This window comes from Pseudomonas lalkuanensis, assembly GCF_008807375.1.
In the GTDB taxonomy this organism is placed as follows: Bacteria; Pseudomonadota; Gammaproteobacteria; order Pseudomonadales; family Pseudomonadaceae; genus Metapseudomonas; species Metapseudomonas lalkuanensis.
In genome coordinates, this window is record NZ_CP043311.1 from 5674712 (window position 1) to 5695170 (window position 20459).

8 protein-coding genes and 1 pseudogene are annotated in these 20459 nt (G+C 58.8%); all 9 read right to left on the reverse strand.

The features are described 5' to 3' along the window. Positions 1 to 59: 59 nt before the first annotated feature. Entirely contained in the window at positions 60 to 1832 is a 1773-nt protein-coding gene (gene cptA / locus FXN65_RS26120; protein ID WP_151137942.1) for a phosphoethanolamine transferase CptA, read from the reverse strand. Between the two features lie 418 nt (positions 1833 to 2250). Then, positions 2251 to 2975: pseudogene (locus tag FXN65_RS26125) on the reverse strand (transposase). A gap of 102 nt (positions 2976 to 3077) precedes the next feature. Next, positions 3078 to 3407: an Imm45 family immunity protein gene (gene imm45 / locus FXN65_RS26130; protein ID WP_151137944.1), complete on the reverse strand. Its 330-nt coding sequence runs from the start codon at positions 3405 to 3407 to the stop codon at positions 3078 to 3080. A gap of 456 nt (positions 3408 to 3863) precedes the next feature. Further along, positions 3864 to 4508: a hypothetical protein gene (locus FXN65_RS26140; protein WP_151137947.1), complete on the reverse strand. Its 645-nt coding sequence runs from the start codon at positions 4506 to 4508 to the stop codon at positions 3864 to 3866. 967 nt (positions 4509 to 5475) lie between these two features. After that, positions 5476 to 5667, reverse strand: coding sequence for a hypothetical protein (locus FXN65_RS26145; protein ID WP_151137950.1), 192 nt, complete (start codon positions 5665 to 5667; stop codon positions 5476 to 5478). Positions 5668 to 5671: 4 nt separating this feature from the next. Beyond that, positions 5672 to 5890: a toxin C-terminal domain-containing protein gene (locus FXN65_RS28355; RefSeq protein WP_342212756.1), complete on the reverse strand. Its 219-nt coding sequence runs from the start codon at positions 5888 to 5890 to the stop codon at positions 5672 to 5674. Between the two features lie 856 nt (positions 5891 to 6746). Then, positions 6747 to 7103 (reverse strand): immunity 8 family protein, encoded by a 357-nt coding sequence (locus tag FXN65_RS26155; protein WP_151137953.1) that lies wholly within the window; start codon positions 7101 to 7103, stop codon positions 6747 to 6749. 687 nt (positions 7104 to 7790) lie between these two features. Further along, positions 7791 to 8093: a hypothetical protein gene (locus FXN65_RS26165; protein ID WP_151137956.1), complete on the reverse strand. Its 303-nt coding sequence runs from the start codon at positions 8091 to 8093 to the stop codon at positions 7791 to 7793. After that, positions 8090 to 20374: a two-partner secretion domain-containing protein gene (locus tag FXN65_RS28460; protein WP_151137958.1), complete on the reverse strand. Its 12285-nt coding sequence runs from the start codon at positions 20372 to 20374 to the stop codon at positions 8090 to 8092. The genes FXN65_RS26165 and FXN65_RS28460 overlap by 4 nt, the downstream gene beginning before the upstream one ends. Positions 20375 to 20459 lie beyond the last annotated feature (85 nt).

The following is a 20459-nucleotide window of genomic DNA, read 5'->3' on the forward strand; positions in this document are numbered from 1 at the left end:
GGGGGGCGTTGATGCCGCAATTCGGCGAAGGCGAACTACAGACAAAATCGCCCCGGCGGTCAACCCGGCGGCCCCTTTCTGCCAGTGGCTTCACGTTCCCCACTGACCACTTCCATGTCGGAAGCCTTGGTCTTGGGCTTGATCAGGCTGAAATCGATCAGCGCCTTGGGCTGGTAGGGGTCGCCGATCAGCAGTGGGCGCGGCTGGAAGGCGGCGTTGACGACGCTGCGGCTGGGGTCGAAGTCATCGAAGCTGAGCCCGGCCAGGTCCGCCCAGGTGTGGATGAAGCTGGAACTGCTGTAGGGCCGGTCCTGGCAGGCTCCCAGCTCCTGCGGGTGCTCGGCGCGCCACTGGGGTGAACGCCAGAGCATGAAGGGAATGGTGTACATGGGCGCGGTCGGCGCCGCCTCGTTGCGCCCCAGTACGTCGGGATGCTCCGGGTCGAACACCGCTTCGCCATGGTCGGAGAGATAGAGCAGGAAGCCGTTGGCGCGGCTGCCGGAGAACTTCTCGATCAGGCTCGACACCACATGGTCGTTGAACAGCACCGCGTTGTCGTAGCTGTTGTAGGTGGGCAACTGGTCATCGGTGACGTTGGCCGGCACGCCCAGGCGGTCGGTGAAGCGGTCGTACTCCGGCGGGTAGCGATACTGGTAGCTCATGTGGGTGCCCAGCAGGTGGACCACGATGAACTTGCGCGGCGCCGGGTCGGCCAGCACCTTCTCGAACGGTGGCAGCACATCGTCGTCGTACTGGCGCGCGTTCTGGTTGCGGTTGTTGTTCAAGTAGAACTGCTCATCCGCCTGCTTGGAGAAGTTGGTGAGCATGGTGTTGCGCTTGGTGAGGGTCTGCTGGTTGGTGATCCAGTAGGTCTTGTAGCCGGCCTGCTTCATCATGTTCAGCAGCGACGGCTTGGTCAGGTAGAGATTGGGGTTCTGCTCGTCGGCGAAGGTCAGCACCTGCTGCAGCGCCTCGATGGTGTAAGGGCGCGGGGTGATGACGTTGTCGAAGACATCCAGCTGGTCGCGGATACGATCGAGGTTCGGAGTGGTCTGGCGCGGGTAGCCGTAGAGGCTCATGCGCTGGCGGTTGGTGGACTCGCCGATCACCAGCACCAGGGTGGCCGGCAGGCCAGCGTTGGCGTCCTTGAAGTTGGCCAGCGGCGCGATGCGGGCGTTGCCTTCCAGAAGATCATGCATATCAGCCAACTGCTGGCGGTACTGGCGGTAGCCCACCAGCAACTGCCAGGGCACGGCCGGTTCCATGCGTTTCTCGAAGCTGTCGCGGGCCGCCTCGAAAGTCTCGTTGCCCAGGCCCTGTTTCACCGCCGGATACCCCACCAGCGCGGCCAGCAGCGCCAGGCTCGCGAGCATCGCCTTGCCGCGCGGCAGGTGGACCGGACGCAGGCGAGTCCACAGCAGCACGGCGCCCAGGGCATAGCCGAGGAAAGCCGGCACCATCCACCAGGCGAAGTACTGGGTCAGGTACTCGGAGCCTTCCGCCACGTTCGATTCGAACATGATGAAGATGACGCTCTGGGAGAACTCCTGGCTGTACACCAGGAAGTAACCGAAGGCCGGCAAGGAGGCGAGCCAGAGCAGCGCCCCCAGGACGGCAGCGATGGCTCGAGTGCGCGCCGGGAAGAGCAGTACCGGGATCAGCCACAGGCCGCTCAGCAGGAACGCCTGGCGGAATCCGCTGAATCCGCTGGTGCCGGTTACCTGGATGAGGAACTGGGTGACACCCGAGAAATACCAGAAAAAGAGAAAGAGCCAGCCTAATCCGGCCCAGTCGAATCGCCGATCCTCGGCGCCTTTCACTCCGATCGTCATAAACACCCGCCTGGTTCAGCCCCGACCAGTCGATCTGGCCGCAAAGCGATGAATATGACTGCGAAGCCGTGAAAAGTTCGTCAATTGATCGATCAACGTGAGGTGTTCGGGGGTGAATCGCGCCCCTGCCAAACAGAGCCGCCTCAAGCGACGGCTCTGTGGACGTTGGCAGGCCCCGTCACTGACTTGCGTTAGGCGCGACCTCCGCGCGCAGGGGCTCGACCTTGACTGTGAACTTCCTCTGCTGTCCCCGTTCCTCGATCTGGTGGACGCCTATGCCGGACACCGTGCCGGTGGTGGAGGCTGGGAATGACCCGGCTTCTTCACCCCTTACCCTGAAATCACGCCGGGACTCGCAATCGCAGTCCGGAGCGCCCGGGAAGAGGAAAAAGGGAAAAAGGGGACAGATATATTTTCCCTACTCTAATTTCGGTCTGCCCTGCTTCCAGTGCTCAATCCGCACTCCGGCAATACGCTCGACTTCATCCACGAAACGGCGGGTCCCGGTAAGTTGGCCGCGTTGAATGGCCTCTCGGATAAGGCTCAGTTCCTCGGAAGGAACCGCTTGCCTTACAAAATCGGCATACCGGTGGCGTCGCTCCTCAACCGTAACGCCGAGCGCCTTGAAACACGGGTCTTCGTCCAACCAGTTCTGCCCAGGCGCGGCATCAATACGGAGGGCGTAGCTCGACCAGGGATAATCCCCAGCCTCCGCCACCATGCATGCACGCACGCACGCACGCACGCACGCACGCACGCACGCACAGGATTGAGTTCGATATATCGACTGCAGGCCAACAGATAACTATCGGACTGCACGATGCTCGACTTGTAGCGGCTTTCCCACACAGTTCCGGAGCGACCTTCCAAACGATTGCGGTAGCGTGTGGTACGAGCGGCCAAGGTCTTCATCAACTGGCTGAGTCCACCGAGCGAATCATTCGGAGCCAGCAGCAGGTGCACATGATTGGTCATCAGGCAGAACGCATAGACCTTTACCCCGAAGGCATCCTTCAACTCGCGTAGATCAGCCAGGTAACGCTCGAAATCAGTGTCCTCGGCAAACACGACTTGTCGGTTGTGGCCCCGCTGCACAATGTGATGCGGGTAGTTTGCCAACAGGACCCGCCCCACCCTGGGCAAGGTTTCTCCCTCCATGAAGACTTAAAAGAACGTGTTCTCTATTCAAAGGATTAGAGTAGGAAAAATAAATCTGTCCCCTTTTTCGGTCGCTGCATCTTCCTATTAAATAATTGGTGTAGCCTCATATTTGTCGATCAAATAAACATCCGAAACATTGCAATCAGGATAAATCCATTTATCCCAATTAGACACTACCCACTCTCTATCCACCCCCCCGTCTAAAGATGAACTCTCTTTGGGTAGGTACACCAATATCAAACCGGCCTTGTATCCAGAGGTAACAATCAGTCCATGGGGTCTGTCTTCAGACAGGGTCTCAAAAACCATAAAATCAACAAATTCTTCGTATGGGTATTTTCCGCGCGCTCTAAGAATATTCCCATGCCAAATACAAGCATCCCTGGAGTCTACCAACTTTACTTTTTCAAACATTTCACTTCACCCTCAGGTCATGGCCACCAGTTTTGTCGGCGCTCTTTATTTTTTTGAAGTCCAAAAAAAGGGGACAGATTTATTTTCTGTACTCTAATCTCGCCCTACCAGTCAGGTTTAGAGTAGGAAAAATAAATCTGTCCCCTTTTCCCTCCTGCTTGCGCCGCTCCATACCTTGACGCCAAAGACATCCTTCAACTCTCGAAGATCGGCCAGGTAGCTCTGGGCATCTTCCGCAAAGACGACCTGACGGTAATGGCCGTGTTGCACAATATGGTGAAGATAGTTGGGCAGCAGTACTCGTCCCATCCTGGGCAGGTCGACATCCCTCCCTGAGTCATCTGGCAGACTGATGATCCGGGAGGTTGGCATACCTCCCTACGCGTTTCGATCCCGCTATGTCTGAAATTAGAGTGGGAAAAATAAATCTGTCCCTTTTTTCCTCGTTACCTGCCATCAGCAATTTATTACTGGAACATACGTATCCTCCTTAATCCTATAATTCACAGGAGAAATATTGAACACCTCTCCATTCACAAAAAATTCAGGAAAAATCACCAAAAAATTATCAATCTCCCCATTCGATAGAGACACAGAAATAGCCTTATTTTCCTGACTATTCGCATCGAAACTGCCCGGTATATCAATCTTAATTTTTCTCCGCTCCCCATAACTCGACACAAGCACAATGTAGGGTGAAGACACACTGATAACCGCAGGGCTCTCGGCGGCCCTTTGCTGTTCATCGTACGCTTTCCTGGTCTTTTCCTTGTCTTCTGTGCTTAAGGCCCAAAAAGGCTTAGCCCTGTTCGGATATAGCCAGAATTTAATTATCAACTTTGTATCAACTGCACTGATAATTGATTCCGTAGCAGGGTCCCATTCCGGCGTGCCTGGTAGTTTTGCGTGAATAACCGCAGCTACCACTCCCGAAAAAGGCGCAGGATCCTTAACGCCATACCATCTGGCCTCAAGAGCACCAGGACAGGTCCGATTAGCTGAACGGAGAACGCCGGTCACCGCCTCAGGATGAAGATATGGACCAGTGCTGCATCCAGAAATCAACAGAGCGAAACTAATCGCAAGCACTCTTTCCAACATGAACACCTCTACCACAAAAAAGAGGACAGTTTTAGAGTAGGAAAAATAGATCTGCCCCTTTTTACTCTGATCTCGTCCACGAAGCGGCTGCTGCCCGTCAACTGCCAGCGGAAAAGGCCGCGAAAAAGCGCGGAAAAGGGGACAGATTTATTTTCTGTACTCTAATCTCGCCCTACCAGTCAGGTTTAGAGTAGGAAAAATATATCTGTCCCCCTTTCGCCATAGTAGCAAAGATAAATCCGCCCCCTTTTCCTGCCCTTTAGATAATCTAGAGCACATAGCAAGATCGCCTATCAGAAGTTTCTCGCCGCCAAGACCTAATCAACCCACTGGCAGAAACCAGTATTGAATAAATACAAATTGGCATCCCTTCGCCAGACTGCAAATATATTATGTAGTATCTAGTATCCCCACCCTCCTTCACAGACCTATCAACCCCCCGCCTCTCGCTTCCAAAGCCCCTCATATATAGCCCTCTTTCCGGCCATACATATAGAGAAACTGCCGGATTGAATGTCTTACCTACAAGATCATCCCTACTAAGCTCCCATGCTCTATAGGATAGGCATCCCGAAACGATCATTGCTACCCCTAATACGCTTAGTAACTCCACCGCTCTACTCTTACTTCCTTTTTTTGGAATTTTCATCAGGCAAACCCTCTACAACAGGACGATACCATTCATAGATGGCACCGTAATTCACAACAATAGCTGGCGGCATGCTTCCTATATTCTCAAACAATGTCATATCCGTCCCCTTTGTCTTTTCAAGAGAAATCATCCACTGATCATGAAGAGTTGCAAATGAATTAAACCCAGGAATCTGATTAAGTACATTACTGACAGCGGCACCATGACATATGGAATAGAACAAAAAAAGGGGACAGATTTATTTTCTGCACTCTAATCTCGCCCCACCAGTCAGGTTTAGAGTAGGAAAAATAAATCTGTCCCCTTTTCCCGCTCTCATTCGATATGAATCAGCATGCATTTCCCATCTATCTTTCCAACCAAACTTATTGACTTCCCACTCACCCCCCCATCAGCCGACATTTCAACCACTAAATCCTTATCCTCAAAAGTTTCCAACTCAACAATCAACTGCCTGATTGTTTTCCCGGCCACTTTCCACCTTTCATCTTTCAATACTTTATCCATGAAGCTAGTCACCTATACGATTAAGATTTCTATCATATGTACCCATGCGCGCATCCTTACTCGAAAGGCCCTTTATGGAAGTGGCCATTTTCCATGCGCCACCGTTGTGACCATCCAAGTCTCTTGTTATATATAAATTTCCTTTTCTGTATACCAACTGACCGCCATGAACTGTTTCTGCTACTCGTCTAAACCCTAGCCCCTCCGCTGCAACCCGAAGCAAAAAAGGGGACAGATTTATTTTCTGTACTCTAATCTCGCCCTACCAGTCAGGTTTAGAGTAGGAAAAATGAATCTGTCCCCTTTCTTCTCATGCCCCCTTTCCCCCCCAGTCCTCTCCCCCCCGAATTAATACTTCCTAAAGAAAAACAAAATAATATATATAAACAATGAAAAACCACCAACCATAACCCTTACATATATGTTTGATTCACTTCCAACCCTGGCCCCTGCCGAAAAAAAATCTCCCGACCACATACGAACGAATAAACACAGTTCCCGAACCATAAATGCCCAAGCAGCACCCCCCAAAACACCTCCCACCGCCCCAGCAGCGACAACAAATTAACCAACGAGAATGAAACCATAAGAACAAGAATAACCTGACTCTTACAATGCAACCACCTAACAACCCTACTCACCACTTGCAAATACCTCTCGTACATTTTCCACCAGAGAGTCCCACACCCCCATAGCCGCAAGTGAGTTTGCTATTTTGCCCGCGACGTCCACTGGAATACCCTTAGATGCAGCATAGCTCTCGAACCCAGCGCTTAATCCAGCAGACGTAGCAGATCCGACAAAGTCCCCTTTAAGATATCCTGCCATAAGCCCAATAGTTGCGGATCCGCCTGCCATGAAAGACGCAGTTCCCCCACTTGTGACCACCGCACCTGCAGCCATAACCCTACTCAAGTCGCTCACCGCTTTAGCATCAGCAGCTCTCAAAAGAAGGGGACAGATTTATTTTCTGCACTCCAATCTCGTCCCACCAGTCAGGTTTAGAGTAGGAAAAATAAATCTGCCCCCTTTTCGCTGATTGAATCCGCCGCCCCCTTTTTCCCTGTCCCCTTTTTCCCTTACGGTTGGTAATCTTCGAATTCCCACGCACCTATACGAGAAATTTTTTGAGCACCCCCCCAAAAATCATCACCAGTGCAACTTTCAATGTATTTTGAAATACTCTTTACAATAAGACCCCTATCATATTCGCAAACAATCAACATATGGCGCCCCCATACAGCACCAAGAGACAAACATTCTTTTTTAAGCCAATTTGGAGTGCATATGAATATTTGAAACAGATGCCCGCCATCTTGATCATCCGGCCCAACTTGAACTGTCAACCAGACTCCAAAATCCTTCTCATCCTCCGGCTGAAAGTCATCAAACCCAACAAGCCCATTCATATCTATTGATTTCAAAATAGCTTTCATTTAGTCAGTAACACTCAAGTGACCGTTGCTAACAACCTTTCCGCTGCTCAGCTCTTGGAAGTTTGCTTGCACTCCGGTCGGATTAAGTTGAATAGGTGTATTTGGTTTCGCAGTCGGGGGTCTATAAACCCTAGTGCCATCAGCACTAATCAGTCCACCAGGAACACCACTTATCGGACGAGTTCCATCTCCAACCCAAATCTTCCCTAACCGATCTGCCTCCGCAGTGGTACCACGTCCTATTGAGAAATTTGGATTTGTCGTACCGCTACCTTTAACCGCAGCAGCCAACCGGGAGTCTTGAGCAGCAATATTGGCTAGGTTCTGAAAAAGGGGACAGATTTATTTTCTCTACTCTAATTCAAGCCTGCCCTGCTTCCGCCGCTCCATACCTTGACGCCAAAGACATCCTTCAACTCTCGAAGATCGGCCAGGTAGCTCTGGGCATCTTCCGCAAAGACGACCTGACGGTAATGGCCGTGTTGCACAATATGGTGGAGATAGTTGGGCAGCAGTACTCGTCCCATCCTGGGCAGGTCGACATCCCTCCCTGAGTCATCTGGCAGACTGATGATCCGGGAGGTTGGCATACACCTCCCTACGCGTTTCGATCCCGCGATGTCTGAAATTAGAGTGGGAAAGATAAATCTGTCCCCTTTTTCACTTTTTTCGGACGCACACGAACAATCACCCCCAATCCCTGCCGTAACCATTAAAAGCAAACATCCCCAAATAAACCAGTAGTGCCAATCCACCCACTAAGAGCCTAACTTCCCACGGATGATCAACCTTTACCCCGCCAGGCGCCAAGCGAATAGTTTTTTTTGCAATATAACAATAAAATCCTTGACCAAAAAAAATCTGAACAGAAATAACACCACAAAAATTGTCCCACTCACCGACAAATCTAACAGAGTTAATCGCACTACCTAAACACATCAAAAAAGCCACAAAATTTTTGTACCGGCAAAGAAACTCAAGAAGCCTCATTCAAATAACTCCCGGCCATTTTCGACCAACCCATCCCAAGCCCCCATGACGGATAATATATTTGCCAATTTTTCAGCAACTTCCGGCGCGACGCCTCTTGAAGTTGCATAAGACTCAAAACCAACACTCAATGCTGCGGAGGTGGCAGCCCCAGACAAATCACCTTTCAGGTAACCTGACATAAGGCTAGGAATATTAGAAGCAACCCCTAAACCTGCGGCAAGCCCACCGCTTGTGACTATTGCCCCAGCACCCAATATCTTGCTTAGATCGCTAAGAGACTTGGCATCAGCAGCTCTTAAATATCGCAAGGTCTCAATACTTGAAAAATCTATATTCGCGCCAACTGCAATGCATTCGACAGATGCGCATGGCAAAAACCTAGGAAAATAACTAACTCCCTCAATTGCAACTCCAACCTTATACCTACCAGATTCATCCAATACGTATCCTGTCAAACGATCGCGCAACTCACTGCCAGCACCAGGTGTCTTACTCCAATCCTGACTGGGGGCTATTGGGAAAGCTGCCCAACTATAAGTGCTAGTAGCGGACTTTATATAGGCGACGATATCTAGATCGAGCTTGGCGAACTGTTGCAGATACAGGTCATCATCCAGTTCCACCCAGCTTCCTCCGGCGTCATATATATTTTCCTTATTGACTACGATGTCCGTGCCAGGACCAATATCTGTGCCGTTTACCTTGGAAAGGCGTAATTGCTCTTCGATCTGCTCAGCAGTGTATTTTCCATCGCTGCGCGCCGCGAGTTCCTTGGCTAGTTCCTTGTCTGTCGCATGCAACTGCCGGTTGTACTGCGTCGCGTTCTGCGCGACCCACGCGCCCTTCTCGATGTCCCCATCCACCGCCGCCGCCGCGACAAGGCCAACCAGTTGCGAGGACATGGTCAGCAGGTTCGGATCACCCTTCACCAGTGCATCGAGCTGTACAACCAACGCTTCGTTGGCACCTGCTGCAATGGCGCCGGTCTTGAAATCACCTCCAGTGGCTTCGCTGAGCAGGCCGCCGACGATGGCGTGGATAGCCACCTTTTGCGGGGAGCCATCGACCCACTTGTCTTCGGTGAAGTCGCCAACGGCGTTGAAGGCGGCTGCGGCCAGGGTGTTGTAAAGCGCGCCCTGCAAGGCATCCCTGAACGAAGCATCACGCCCCATCAGCTTGTTCAGCGCCGCCGCCGTGCCACTCTGGGCCAGTTGGTTGCCGGCGAAGTTGCCGACGCCTTCCAGCGTCCCCAGATCGACGTTATTGACCTTGTCCGTGAAGGTGTTGGTCTGGGTCCCGAACAACTTGTCGAAGAGGCTTGAGGTCAGCCCCGCCGTGGCGCCGGCCACGACGTAATCCTTCAGGCTCTCTTTGGAGGTGACGTCCTTGAACACGGCGCCCAGATCGCCCTGGTTGTTGATGACGCTGACGCTGCCCTTGGTCGCGGCAGTGGCCGCGACCGCTCCGACTATCGCACCGCCCGTGCCTCCCCCTACAGCCGCGCCGGCCGCCGGCCCCACGGTCGCCGCCATAACAATGGCAATCGCCAGTTGCGCCCCAGCGCCCAACCCGGAATGGCTGTACTTGAAGGAGTCGTGAATCTCCTTCACCCGCTGCCAGTCCACATCCCCGCGCTGTTCCAGCTCCTTGATCCAGGCCAGGTTCGGATCGGCCTGGACCATGGCGTCGATGGTCTGGCTGACCGTCTGCTGGTCGATGTGCTTGAGGTCGATCTTCAGGCCGTCAACGGCCTGGATGATGAGGTCGCCTTGGGCGACGAGCTCGCTTTGGCGCACCGTCTCGTCGGTGGTGCCCTTGCCTTTCATGGAGGTCCAGGCGAGGTCACTTTTGCTCTTCTCGTGGCTCTCCTGGTGCAGGTCTTTCACTGCTTCGAAGGCAATCACACCGCCGCTGTCCAGGGTGAGGTCAGCGCCGGATTCCAGCTTGGCCTTCTGGTAGCGCTGGTCGCCTTCGCTGACCAGGGTGAGGTCACCGCCGCTGATGATTTCGCTACCGATGTTGCGTACGTCGGTGACGTCGTCGCGCTGGGTTTTCTTGCTGCCGAAGCTGCCCTTGTTCTTCTTGTCGTACAGCGAGTAGTCGCTGTCTTCGGCCGCCAGCAAGCTGAGGTCATTGCCGGCGTAGAGGTAGGCTTCATCGCCTGCTTCGAGGCGGCTGGCGGTAATGCTCAGGTCGTTGCCGCTGACCAGGCTCAGGCCACCACCGGCGGTGATTTCACTGCCCTGCTGGCGGACCTGGTCGTTCTGGATATCGAGCTTCTTGCCACCCCCCTTGTAGTGGTACTCGTAGTGGCTTTCGTTAGCGGCTGAGGCGATATCGAGATCACGCCCGGCGGCCAGGTCGACATCGCCACCGACGCCGACACGACTGGCAATGACCGCCAGATCGCGGCCGGCTTCGATCTTGAGGTCGCCACCAATCTGCACCTCGCTGCGATGCTGGGTGATGTCGGTTTCAGTCCAGCGCGACTTCTTGGCATGGCCTTCGGCGGTATCCACCTCGGTGGCGGAGGCGATGAGCAGATCGCGCCCCGCACTCAGGCTGGCATTACCGCCGGCACTCAGCACGCTGCCAATGTTGGCGAGGTCGCGTCCGGCCGAGAGGCTGAGATTGTTGCCCGCCTCGATTCGGGCAGCGTTGTCCATGACGCTGTCTTGACGCGTACTGGGCCCGGCATGCAGCAGGGAGCCCTGGCTACGCTCATTGATGATGTCTCCCGTGAGCGCCGTTGCGCTGACATCGCGCCCGGAGATGATGCCGCCCTGGGCGTTGCGGATGCTGTCTGTAGCCAGCAGATCGAGGCGGTTGCCCGCTTCGATCAGGCCACCGTTGATGATGTTGCCGGCGGTGGCGCTGAGGTTGTTGCTGGCCCGCAGGGTGCCCTGGTTGCTCAGCTCACCACCGGAGATCAGCACCACGACCTTGCCCTGGATGAGCGCGCCGTTGGGGGCGAGGCGGTTGTTGGCCTGGGCCAGGTAAAGCACAGGGACCAGCACCTTCTCGCCATTCACCTCGTGCTCTTCGAGCCAGACGATGTCGTGGGTCAGGGCCGCCACCTGGGCGGCAGAGAGGCTCACGCCGACGCTGAGGCCAAGCTGCTGCTTGCTGGCAACGGCGTTGTCCATCAGGTAGCGGAACATCGCTTCGTCAGAGGTGAGGCCATCGAGGAAGCGCTGGCCGGTGCGGGCGGCGATGGCCTCGCGCACCAGGCGCTGTTCGTAGAGGCCATCGCCTAGGCGTTTCTGTGCCTGGTCCGGGTCGTAGCCGAGATTGCCGAGCAGGTAGTCGGAGCTGAGGAATTGCTTGAGGCTAGTGAGCTCCGGGTTGGTTTCGACCAGGTACTTGTGAGGTTTAGATTGACCACTGGTGGCCGGCAGCCCCTGGACGCGATCTACAGTCTGGGTGGGTGGATTGCTGGTGCCGCCCGGCACACCGGTGACGGCATCACCCTGGGAGGGAGTGCCGGTCACGTCAGTCCGCTCGGGTACTACGACGCCGGTGGACGCGCCACCCGTCTCCACGCGGATGGTTCCTACGTTGACACCTTCGATGAGCAGGCGGTTACCCAACTCCATCTGGCCGGTACCGATGCGTGCCGGTCCCCGCTCGTCGATCTGGGCATGGCGCGCTTGGGTGTCAGTCAGGTCGCGCTCACGCTGGGCGAGGCCGATGCTGCCACCGGCAATGTTCCAGCTCTGCGGCCCCTGGTCGGCCAGGGTCGCGTCGGTATCACTGGCGGCGATGCTGCTCAGGCGGAACAGGCCATTCTGTTCACTGGGGATGCTGAAACCAGGGAGGGTCAGGGGGTTGACCTGCTGCTGGGCCAGATCCGGTGGTAACTGGGCCTTGATCTGAACGACCGTGCCGCCCGTGCCAGAACCGACCGAGGTGTCGGAGACCTTGTTGCTACCGCCCGCATGGGTGACGTTACTACGGCTGACGCCATTACCCAGGCTGCTGGACGCATTGATGGAAACGTTGCCGCCTGCCTGGACGATGGCGTTCGCCGCAACGCCGCTGTTGATAGTGGTCTCGGAAGAACTGGCCAGGATGTAGCTGTAAAAGCGATCCGGTATGCCGTGCTCAAAGCTCGGATTGAAGTTCGGATTGGGAGTACTGGTTACCTGCTGATCGGTACGGAGGATGATCTCGACTGGATCCCGGCCTCCAATCTTCTTCGTGTACTGATGCACGTACTTCGAGTTGTAGTGGTTGTACTCCGCCAATTGCCCGTTGATGAGTCCGTAGAACACCGATGAAGGCTCGGTATCGTCGGTTTTACGGAATGTGCGTGAGCGGACGATGCTCTCCGTTGCGGCGCCTTCATTGTTGAAAGTCCCGGTGTTGATCGTAATGTTGCCGGCGGCCGAAACCAGGCTGTGTTGGTTGTTGAAGTTGCTGGAAGAGACGCTGAGGTTGTTGCCTGCTGCAATGGTCGAGGCTGCGGAGTCGGCAGTCACGGTCCGCTCGATTTCTTCGTTGACGAAGTAATCGAGGTCGTAATGCCGCCCCTTGCAGTCGTAGCAGTGGAAAGTGATGGAGCCTGCAACCAGTCGCTCGGATACAGAGAAGAAATCCTTGCGGTTGATGATGCTGGCAGCTGCCAGACTCATGTCCCCGGCGCTCTCGATTGTCGCGGAGATGTTTTCCAGCAGGGTGCTGTAGCCGCCAGCATCGTTGGCCGCGATGCTCAGTGCGCCCAGGCTGTACACATCCGCGTAGCGGTTGGTGAAGTTGCCCACCCGCAGCGCCATGTCCCCGCCACCGAAGATCAGGCCGTTCTGGTTGAGCAGGTTCGGCGTTACCAGGCGCAGTTGCTGCGCGCTACCCAGCGTCCCGTAGTTGTTCAGTGCCCCTGCGCTGACGGTGAGCCCGCCGGCGGAGGTGATGACGCCGCTGTTGTCCAGCTGACCGACCACGGCAATGCTGGTGTTGCCGCCGCCGGTGATGCGACCGGGTGTGGGCAGGGTCAGTTGGGTGGCGCTCAGGTCGAGGTCGCCCAGGCTGGTCACGCGCCCGCTGCCGCCGTAGATGCCGCTGAGGTTGAGGCTGAGCGTGCCGTCGCTGGCGATCAGGCCATCGTTGGTCCAGTTGTCGCCGCTGCCGGTAAAGGCCTTGCCAGCCAGCAGTTGGCCGCTGGCTGTCTGGTGGAACTGACCGACGTTCACCGTCAGGCGCCCGGCCTGGATGGCGGTGCTGTTGGTCCAGCTGTCGGCGTTGAGGGTCAGGCCGCCATTGGTGACGATGCTGCCGCCAGCGTGGACCACATTGGGCAGGGAGATGTCGAAGGCGCCGCTGCCAACATGGAGCAGCTTGCCGCCCGCATTCTGGAAGCTCCCCGCGGCCAGGCCGAAGTCGGTGTTGGCGGTTTCCAGGATGCCGCTACGGTTATCCAGCGAACCCTGCACGTTCAACTGGGTGCGACCGCTGCCGCCCAGGGCGCGCAGCTGCCCGCCCTGGTTGTCCAGTGAGGCAGCCCCCAGGGTCAGGCTGGTGTCGCTCTCGATGATGCCGTGCTGGTTGTTCAGGGCACCGGCCAAGCTGAAATCAATGCTTTGGGCGGCAATTTGCCCGGCGTTGGTGAGGCTGTTGCCAGTGACCTGGAGCAGTTGCTTGGCATAGAGGCCGCCTTGGCTGTTATCCAGGCTGGTGGTGACCAGCAGCGCATTACCCGCCACTGCCGAGAGATGCCCGCCCTGGTTGACCACGGCGCTGGCCGCCAGGTCCAGGGATTGGCCCTGGACCGTACCGCCCTTGCCACCGTGGCTGCCATTGTTCAGCCAGCCGCCGAGACGGGCCTTGATCCAGCCCTGCAGGCTGGCCAGGGTTCCGTCCCGGTTGTCCAGGTTGCTGGCGGCGATATCCAGGTTGCCCGCCTGGCTGAGTGCTTGCCCACCCAGGTTGGAGAAGTCTCCGGTGACGATTGCAAGGTCGCCCTGGGCCTGGATGGCACCCTGGCTGTTACCCAGGCTGGCGGACTCAATATGCACGCCAGCATCGCGGCTGTAGATGAGACCGTCATTGTCGTTCAGCACTGCGCCGGTCGTGCTCAGCAGCAAGGTGCCATTGGCCGCGAGGGTGCCGCGATTGCGGTTGTCCAGGTTGCCGCTGTTGAGGGTGAGCGCACCCTGGCTGACGATCTGGCCGCCCTGGTTGTCGACCCGGGTTGCGCGCTGCACCAGCAGCGGCCCCACACTGGCCAGTTGGCCGTTGGCGTTGCCGAGGGTGCCGAGCAGGTCCAGGGTGACAGCGCCATTGCCGACCAATGTGCCGCTACTGTTATCGAGGTCGGTTGCGCCCAGATCCAGCGCCTGTTGCGCCTGGAGGCTGCCGGCGGTGTTGTTCAGGGTGGTGGCCTTCAGGGTCAGCGTGGCGCCGCTGTCGATCTGCCCGCCCGCGCTGTTGTTCAGACTCCCGGCGACGTCCAGTTGCTGGTCGCCCCCGCTGGAGAGAATGCCTTTGCCGCTGTTGTCCAGGCTGGCCGTCTTGACGTTCAGTCGGCCCTGACTAGCCAGGGCGCCTTCACCGCTGTTCTGCAGGGCGCCCCTGAGGTCGACTGTCAAATTGCCGCTGCGGCTGGAGAGGGTGCCGAGGTTGCGGTTGTCGAGGCTTTGGCCACTGACGCTGAGGCCCTGCCATCCCGAGAGCAAACCACCGTGGTTGTTCAGAGCCGCACCAGCCAGACCGAGCTGACCGCTGCTGAACAGCTTGCCGCCGCTGTTGTCGAGATTGCGCAGGGCAAGCGTGAAGCCTTGGCTGCTGCTGATCTCGCCATTCTGGTTGGCCAGATCACGCAGGCGCGAGAGGCTGAGCGGCCCTTGGGCGAGAATCAGGCCGCCCTGGTTGTCGAGGTCGCCGCCCTTCAGGTCGAGGCTGAGCCCGGATGCGCCGATCAACCGGCCCTGGTGCTGGATGAACTGGTCAAGAACGAGGTTCAGCGCGCCCTTGGCAGAGACTTCGCCACCGCCGCTGGAATCCAGCCTGCCTGCCTGTAGGTCGAGCCCGCCCTGACTGTTGATCAGGCCGCCATTGCGGTTGTCGATGCCTTGGGCGCGCAGGTCGAGGGCGCTACCGGCCAGCAGGTAACCGCCTCGGTTGTCGAGGGTGCCGGCATTCAGCCTGAGCTGCTGGGTCGCATTGATCAGTCCCTTGTCGTCGTTGACGAGGGTGCCGCTGGCATCTATCCGAGTATCGCTACGGCTGGTCAGGGTTCCGCCGCTGTTGGTCAGGCTGGCGGCGCGAATGTCGAGCTGCGAGCCGACGATCAGGCCCTTGAGGTTGGCCAGTACCTGGTCGAGGCGCAGGGTCAGGGCCTGGACGCTGAGCAGTTTGCCACTGGTGTTGTCCAGGCTGCGTGCGGCCAGGGTGAAGGCCTGCTGGCTGGAGATTTCTCCGGCCTGGTTGTTCACGTTGCCCAGGTTTTTCAGCAGCAGTTGGTCGGGGGCGTTGATCAGGCCCTGACGGTTGTCGAGGTCGCCACCCTGGAGGTCGAGGCTGAGGCTGGCATTGCTGAAGAGCTGGCCCCCCTGCTGCTCCAGGCGGGTGACGCTGGCGCTGAGCGCGCTGTCGCTGCCGATGCGACCGCCGTTGTTGATAAGCTTCCCGCTGGTCAGGGTCAGGGTGTCGGCGCTGATCAGTTGCCCCTGACTGTTGTCGAGTTCGCCGGTGGTGAGCTGAGTCTGGCCCTTGGCGGACAACGCGCCCTGGCGGTTGCTCAGGCTGGCGCTGGACAAAAGCAGGGGGCCATCAGTCACCAATTGACCGCTGTCATTGCCGAGCGCGCCACGGCTGGTGATTGCCATGGCGCCTGCACTGGACAAGCTGCCAGCGTTGTTGTCGAGGCTGCCGGCACTGAGCTCGAGGCGACCTTCGCTACTGATCAGGCCCCGGCCGTTGCTCAGTGCGCCCTGCAGCGCGATATCCACGGTTTGCAGGCTGATCAGGCGGCCGCCGCTGTTGTCCAGGCTCAGGCCGTCGAGTTCGAAGCCGGTCTTGCCGGAGATCAGGCCCTTGCTGCGGTTGATCACGCGATCGACGGCAAGGCCCAGGCGAGTGCCGGCCAACAGGCGGCCTTCGTCGCTATTGTCGAGCTGCCGACCGCTGATCTGGACGGTCTCCTGGCTGGAGAACTCGCCGGCGCGGTTGTCGATGTCGTCGATGTCGAGTGTCAGGCCCTTGGCGGCGCTGACCAGACCTTCGCCACGGTTGTCGAGGCGCTGGCCTTCGAGGCGCATGCCGCCCTGGGCGATCAGCAAGCCACCACGCTGGTCGAGGCTGCCCACGGCGGCGAGGACGTCGCCCTTGCTGGCGATCTCGCCGGCGCGGTTGTCCAGGCTGGCCGCCTCCAGGTCGAGCTTGCCGTTAGCCGAAACGATGCCGCCCTGGTTGGCGAAATGACCGGCCACTACCAGGCTTAGCGGGTCGCGGCTGTCGATCAGGCCCCCGGTGTTGTCCAGGCTGGCCGCGCGAACGTCTAGCCCCTTCGCGGCGATTGCGCCCTTGGCATTGTCCAGGGCCTGGGCGATGCGCAGCACCAGCGCCTGATTGCTGAGCAGCTTGCCGCCGCTGTTGTCGAGTTGCTGGGCCGCCAGGGTAAAACCCTGCTGGCTGGAGATTTCGCCGCCCCGGTTGCTGACCTGCGCCAGGTTGCGCAGCAGGAGCTGACCTGGACTGTTGATCAGGCCACCGTTGTCGTTGTTCAACAGGCCCTGTTGCAGGTCGAGGTCGAGGTCGGCCTTGCTGAACAGTTCGCCGCCATCGTGCTGGTCCAGGGCGGTGACCTTGGCGGTCAGGCTCTGGCCGGCAGCAATGCGGCCATTGGCGCTGTTGTCGACCTGGCCGGCATCCAGGTCCAGGGTGCCGGCGGTGGTGAGCTGGCCGCCCTGGCGGTTGTTCAACGCCCCGGTATCGATACGTGCGTTGCCCTTGGCGCTGAGGACTCCCGCCTCGCTGTTGTCGAGGTTGGCGCTGGCCACAGCGAGGTTGCCGTCGCTGACGATGGAGCCGCCCTTGTTGTCCAGCTGGGCAGCGCTGACCAGCCCGAGATCAGCGGCGCTGGAGAGGACGCCCCCCTGGTTGTCGATCCGGCTGGCCTGGAGCGCCAGCGTGCCCTCACTGCTGATCAGGCCCTGGCGATTGACCAGTTCGCCTTCCAGCCCGCCGACCTTGGGCGCCAGGGCAATGACCAGGGACGTGGCGCTGCCCAGAGTGCCACCGCTGTTGTCCAGGCGGTGGACGTCGACGCTGGTGGCCTGACGGCCGAAGATCAGCCCCTTTGTCTGGTTGATCAGGCGATCCACGGCAAGGGCCAGCTGGTTGCCGGCCAACAGCTTGCCGCCGCTGTTGTCGAGACGCTGACCGACAAGGCTGACGCGAGCCTGGCTGGACAGCTCGCCGCCACGGTTGTCGATTTCGCCAACCTGGAGTTTCAGCGCTTTCGTGCTGCCCACCAGGCCGCCCTGCCGGTTGTCCAGGCTACGGGCGCGAAGTTGGAGTGATCCCTGGGCGACCAGTTCACCTCCGTGCTGCGCCAGGGTCCCGAGCGTCGCGCGCAGGTCGCCCTGGCTGGCGATACGGCCCTGAGCGTTCTGTACCTCCTCGGCCTCAAGAGACAGCGGACCGGAGGCAGTGATGCGGCCACTCTGGTTGTCCAGCTGATCCGTGTGGAGCACCAGCGGCCCGTTCGCCGCAAGCCTGCCACTGCCATTGTTCAGCTGGTTGGTGTCAATCGCGACCGAACCCTGGCCACTGACCTGGCCAGCGCGGTTATCCAGCCGATTGGCCTGAATCGCCATGGAGCCCTGTGCCAGCAGTCGTCCTTGCTCATGGTTGTCGAACTGGCCGCTGACCCGAGCGTTCAGCGCTCCCTCCGCCACCAGTGTGCCCCGACGGTTGTCGACGCTTGCAGCCTGCAGTTCGAGGTCGTGCCCAGCGCCGAGCGTGCCTCCCTGGTTATCCAGGGCCCCGCTCAGGGACACCACCAGGCCGTTGTCGCCCAGCAGGTCGCCGCCCTGGTTATCCAGGCTGGCGGCTTCCAGCCGGGTGACACCACCGCTGGAGATTTCACCGCTACGGTTGCCTACCTGGCTGCCAACCCTCAACAGCAGGTCGCCGGTGCCGGTCAGCAGACCACCGCCGTTATCCAGGGAGGCGCTGCGAACATCGAGTGCAGCGGCGGAAATCAGGCCCTTTATATTCTTAAGAGTCTGGTCGATGCGCAGGGTCAGGGACTGGGCGCTGAGTAGCTTGCCGCTGCTGTTGTCGAGGCTACGCGCGGCCAGGGTGAAGGCCTGCTGGCTGGAGATTTCACCGCCCTGGTTGCGGACATCACCCGGGTTCTTCAGCAACAACCGGCCGGGCGCGTTGAGCAGGCCGCCGCTGTTGCTCAGGGTGCCGCCATTGAGGTCCAGGTCGAGTTCGGAGTTGCTGTACAGCTTGCCGCCGTCCTGCTGGTCCAGCCCGGCGATGCTGGCCGTCAGCTTGCCATTGCTGGCGATCCGGCCTGAATTGCGGTTATCCACAAGACCGGTTTGCAAATCCAGGGTCGAACCACTGGTGAGTTGACCGGCGCGGTTATCCAGGGAGCCCGCCTGAACCCTGGCGGCGCCATTGGCGCCAATCCGGCCTTGGTCGTGGTTGTCGAGTTTGCCCGCTACCTGCACATCGAGGTCGCCCTGGCTGCTGACATCGCCTTGCTGGCTGTTATCGAGGCTGGTGACCTTGACCTGCAGTTGCTGGTTGGCGCCAAGGCTGCCGCCCTGGTTGTTCACCGCGCCACTGGCTTGCAGTTGCAGCGTCTGTTCGCCGATGACCTTGCCGCTGCGATTGTCGATGCTGCCGGCCTGCAGCGAGACGCCGGTTCGGCTGGACAGCTCACCACCCCGGTTGTCCAGCTGGCCCAGCTGGGCCTGCACCTGGCTGGCGCCGTTCAACAGCCCGGCCTGGTTGTCCAGTTCGACGGCGCTGAGCGCCAGGTCGCCCCCGGTCAGCACCCGGCCCCGGCGGTTGTCCAGCTTGCCAGCAGAGACACGGGCATTGCCTTGGGCGCTGAGGGTGCCGCCCTGGTTGCCCAGGGTCTGGCTGACATTGACGTCGAGGTTGCCACTGGCCACCAGACTGCCGCTGTTGCGCAAGGCCTTTGCCGAGGCATACAGGTCGCCTGTGGCATTGCGGCTGCCGTCCGGGTTGACTCCGGCCTCGATAACGCCCTGGTTGCCAAGCTGGCCACCACTGGAAAGGCGAACCTCGTTGCGGGCAGCGAGGCCCTGGTGGTTTTCCAGGTCACCTTGAGTGACCAGGGTCGCGCTGCCGCCGGCATAGGTCTTCCCGATGAGTTCGGCGCTTTGGGCATTCACACGCAGATCGCCGCTGGCCGCTGCCTGCGCCAGGATCAGCTTGCCGTTGGCGTCGATCTTGATATCTCCACCACTGGCGGCCATGTCGCCCGCCAGCCTCACGCCAACGCCCGCCTCGGTACCCACCAGGCGAATGGCGTCGGCGTACATGCCGCCCAGGGCGGAGCTGTCGATGGCCAGTCCGGGCTGTGCACTGCCATCGTCAGCACGCGCGGTCGCCGCGAGGCTGTCGGCCTTCACATCATTACGACCGGTGACGATGTCCAGGTTCCGGGCATGAAGTTCGGCATTGAGCTTGGCGCTGCGAGTGATCAGGTCGAACTGGTCGATATTGCTGGCGTTGAGGCCAGCGCCTTCGATGGCAATGTCACCACCGTCCACCTCGAATCGATCGAGCCGTCCTGCGTCGACCACGGGCTTACCGGTGCTCAGGGTGGCGCGCGGGGTGTTGGTGAAACCGCAGCCGCTACAGGTGATGCCGTGGGGGTTGGCGACAATTATCCGGGCTGACTGGCCGGCGACCTCGGTATAGCCGGACAGGCGGCTGCGGTTGCCACCGGTGACCTCGTTGAGGATGGTGCTGGCGGCACGGCCCTGCAGGTTTGGGTTGCCAATGATGATCCCGCCCAACTGGGTGGACTGGGTCTTGTTAGTCGCGTTATTGAGGATCAGGCCCTGATGGCCAACGTTGTACTCACGGAATTTGTTGTGGGACAGCCCACTGCCGTTGGGCGTGGCGATGTTGACCACCGGCACGCCATTGCCGGCCTGTCCCAGCTGCGTGTTGCCCCCGGCGGCCTTGTCCACCGCAAGTTCGGCGGCGGCAGCAACGATCGGATCGAGAAACAGGATACCGACCAGTGCCAGGGCGATGCATTGGTTGAGGGGGCTGCGAACGTCCATGTGTTTCCTCTCGGGCGGCCGCTACACGACCGCGCAACGCTGAATCAAAGCCCGCTCGGAAAGGTCCGGGAACGGGGCGAAATGT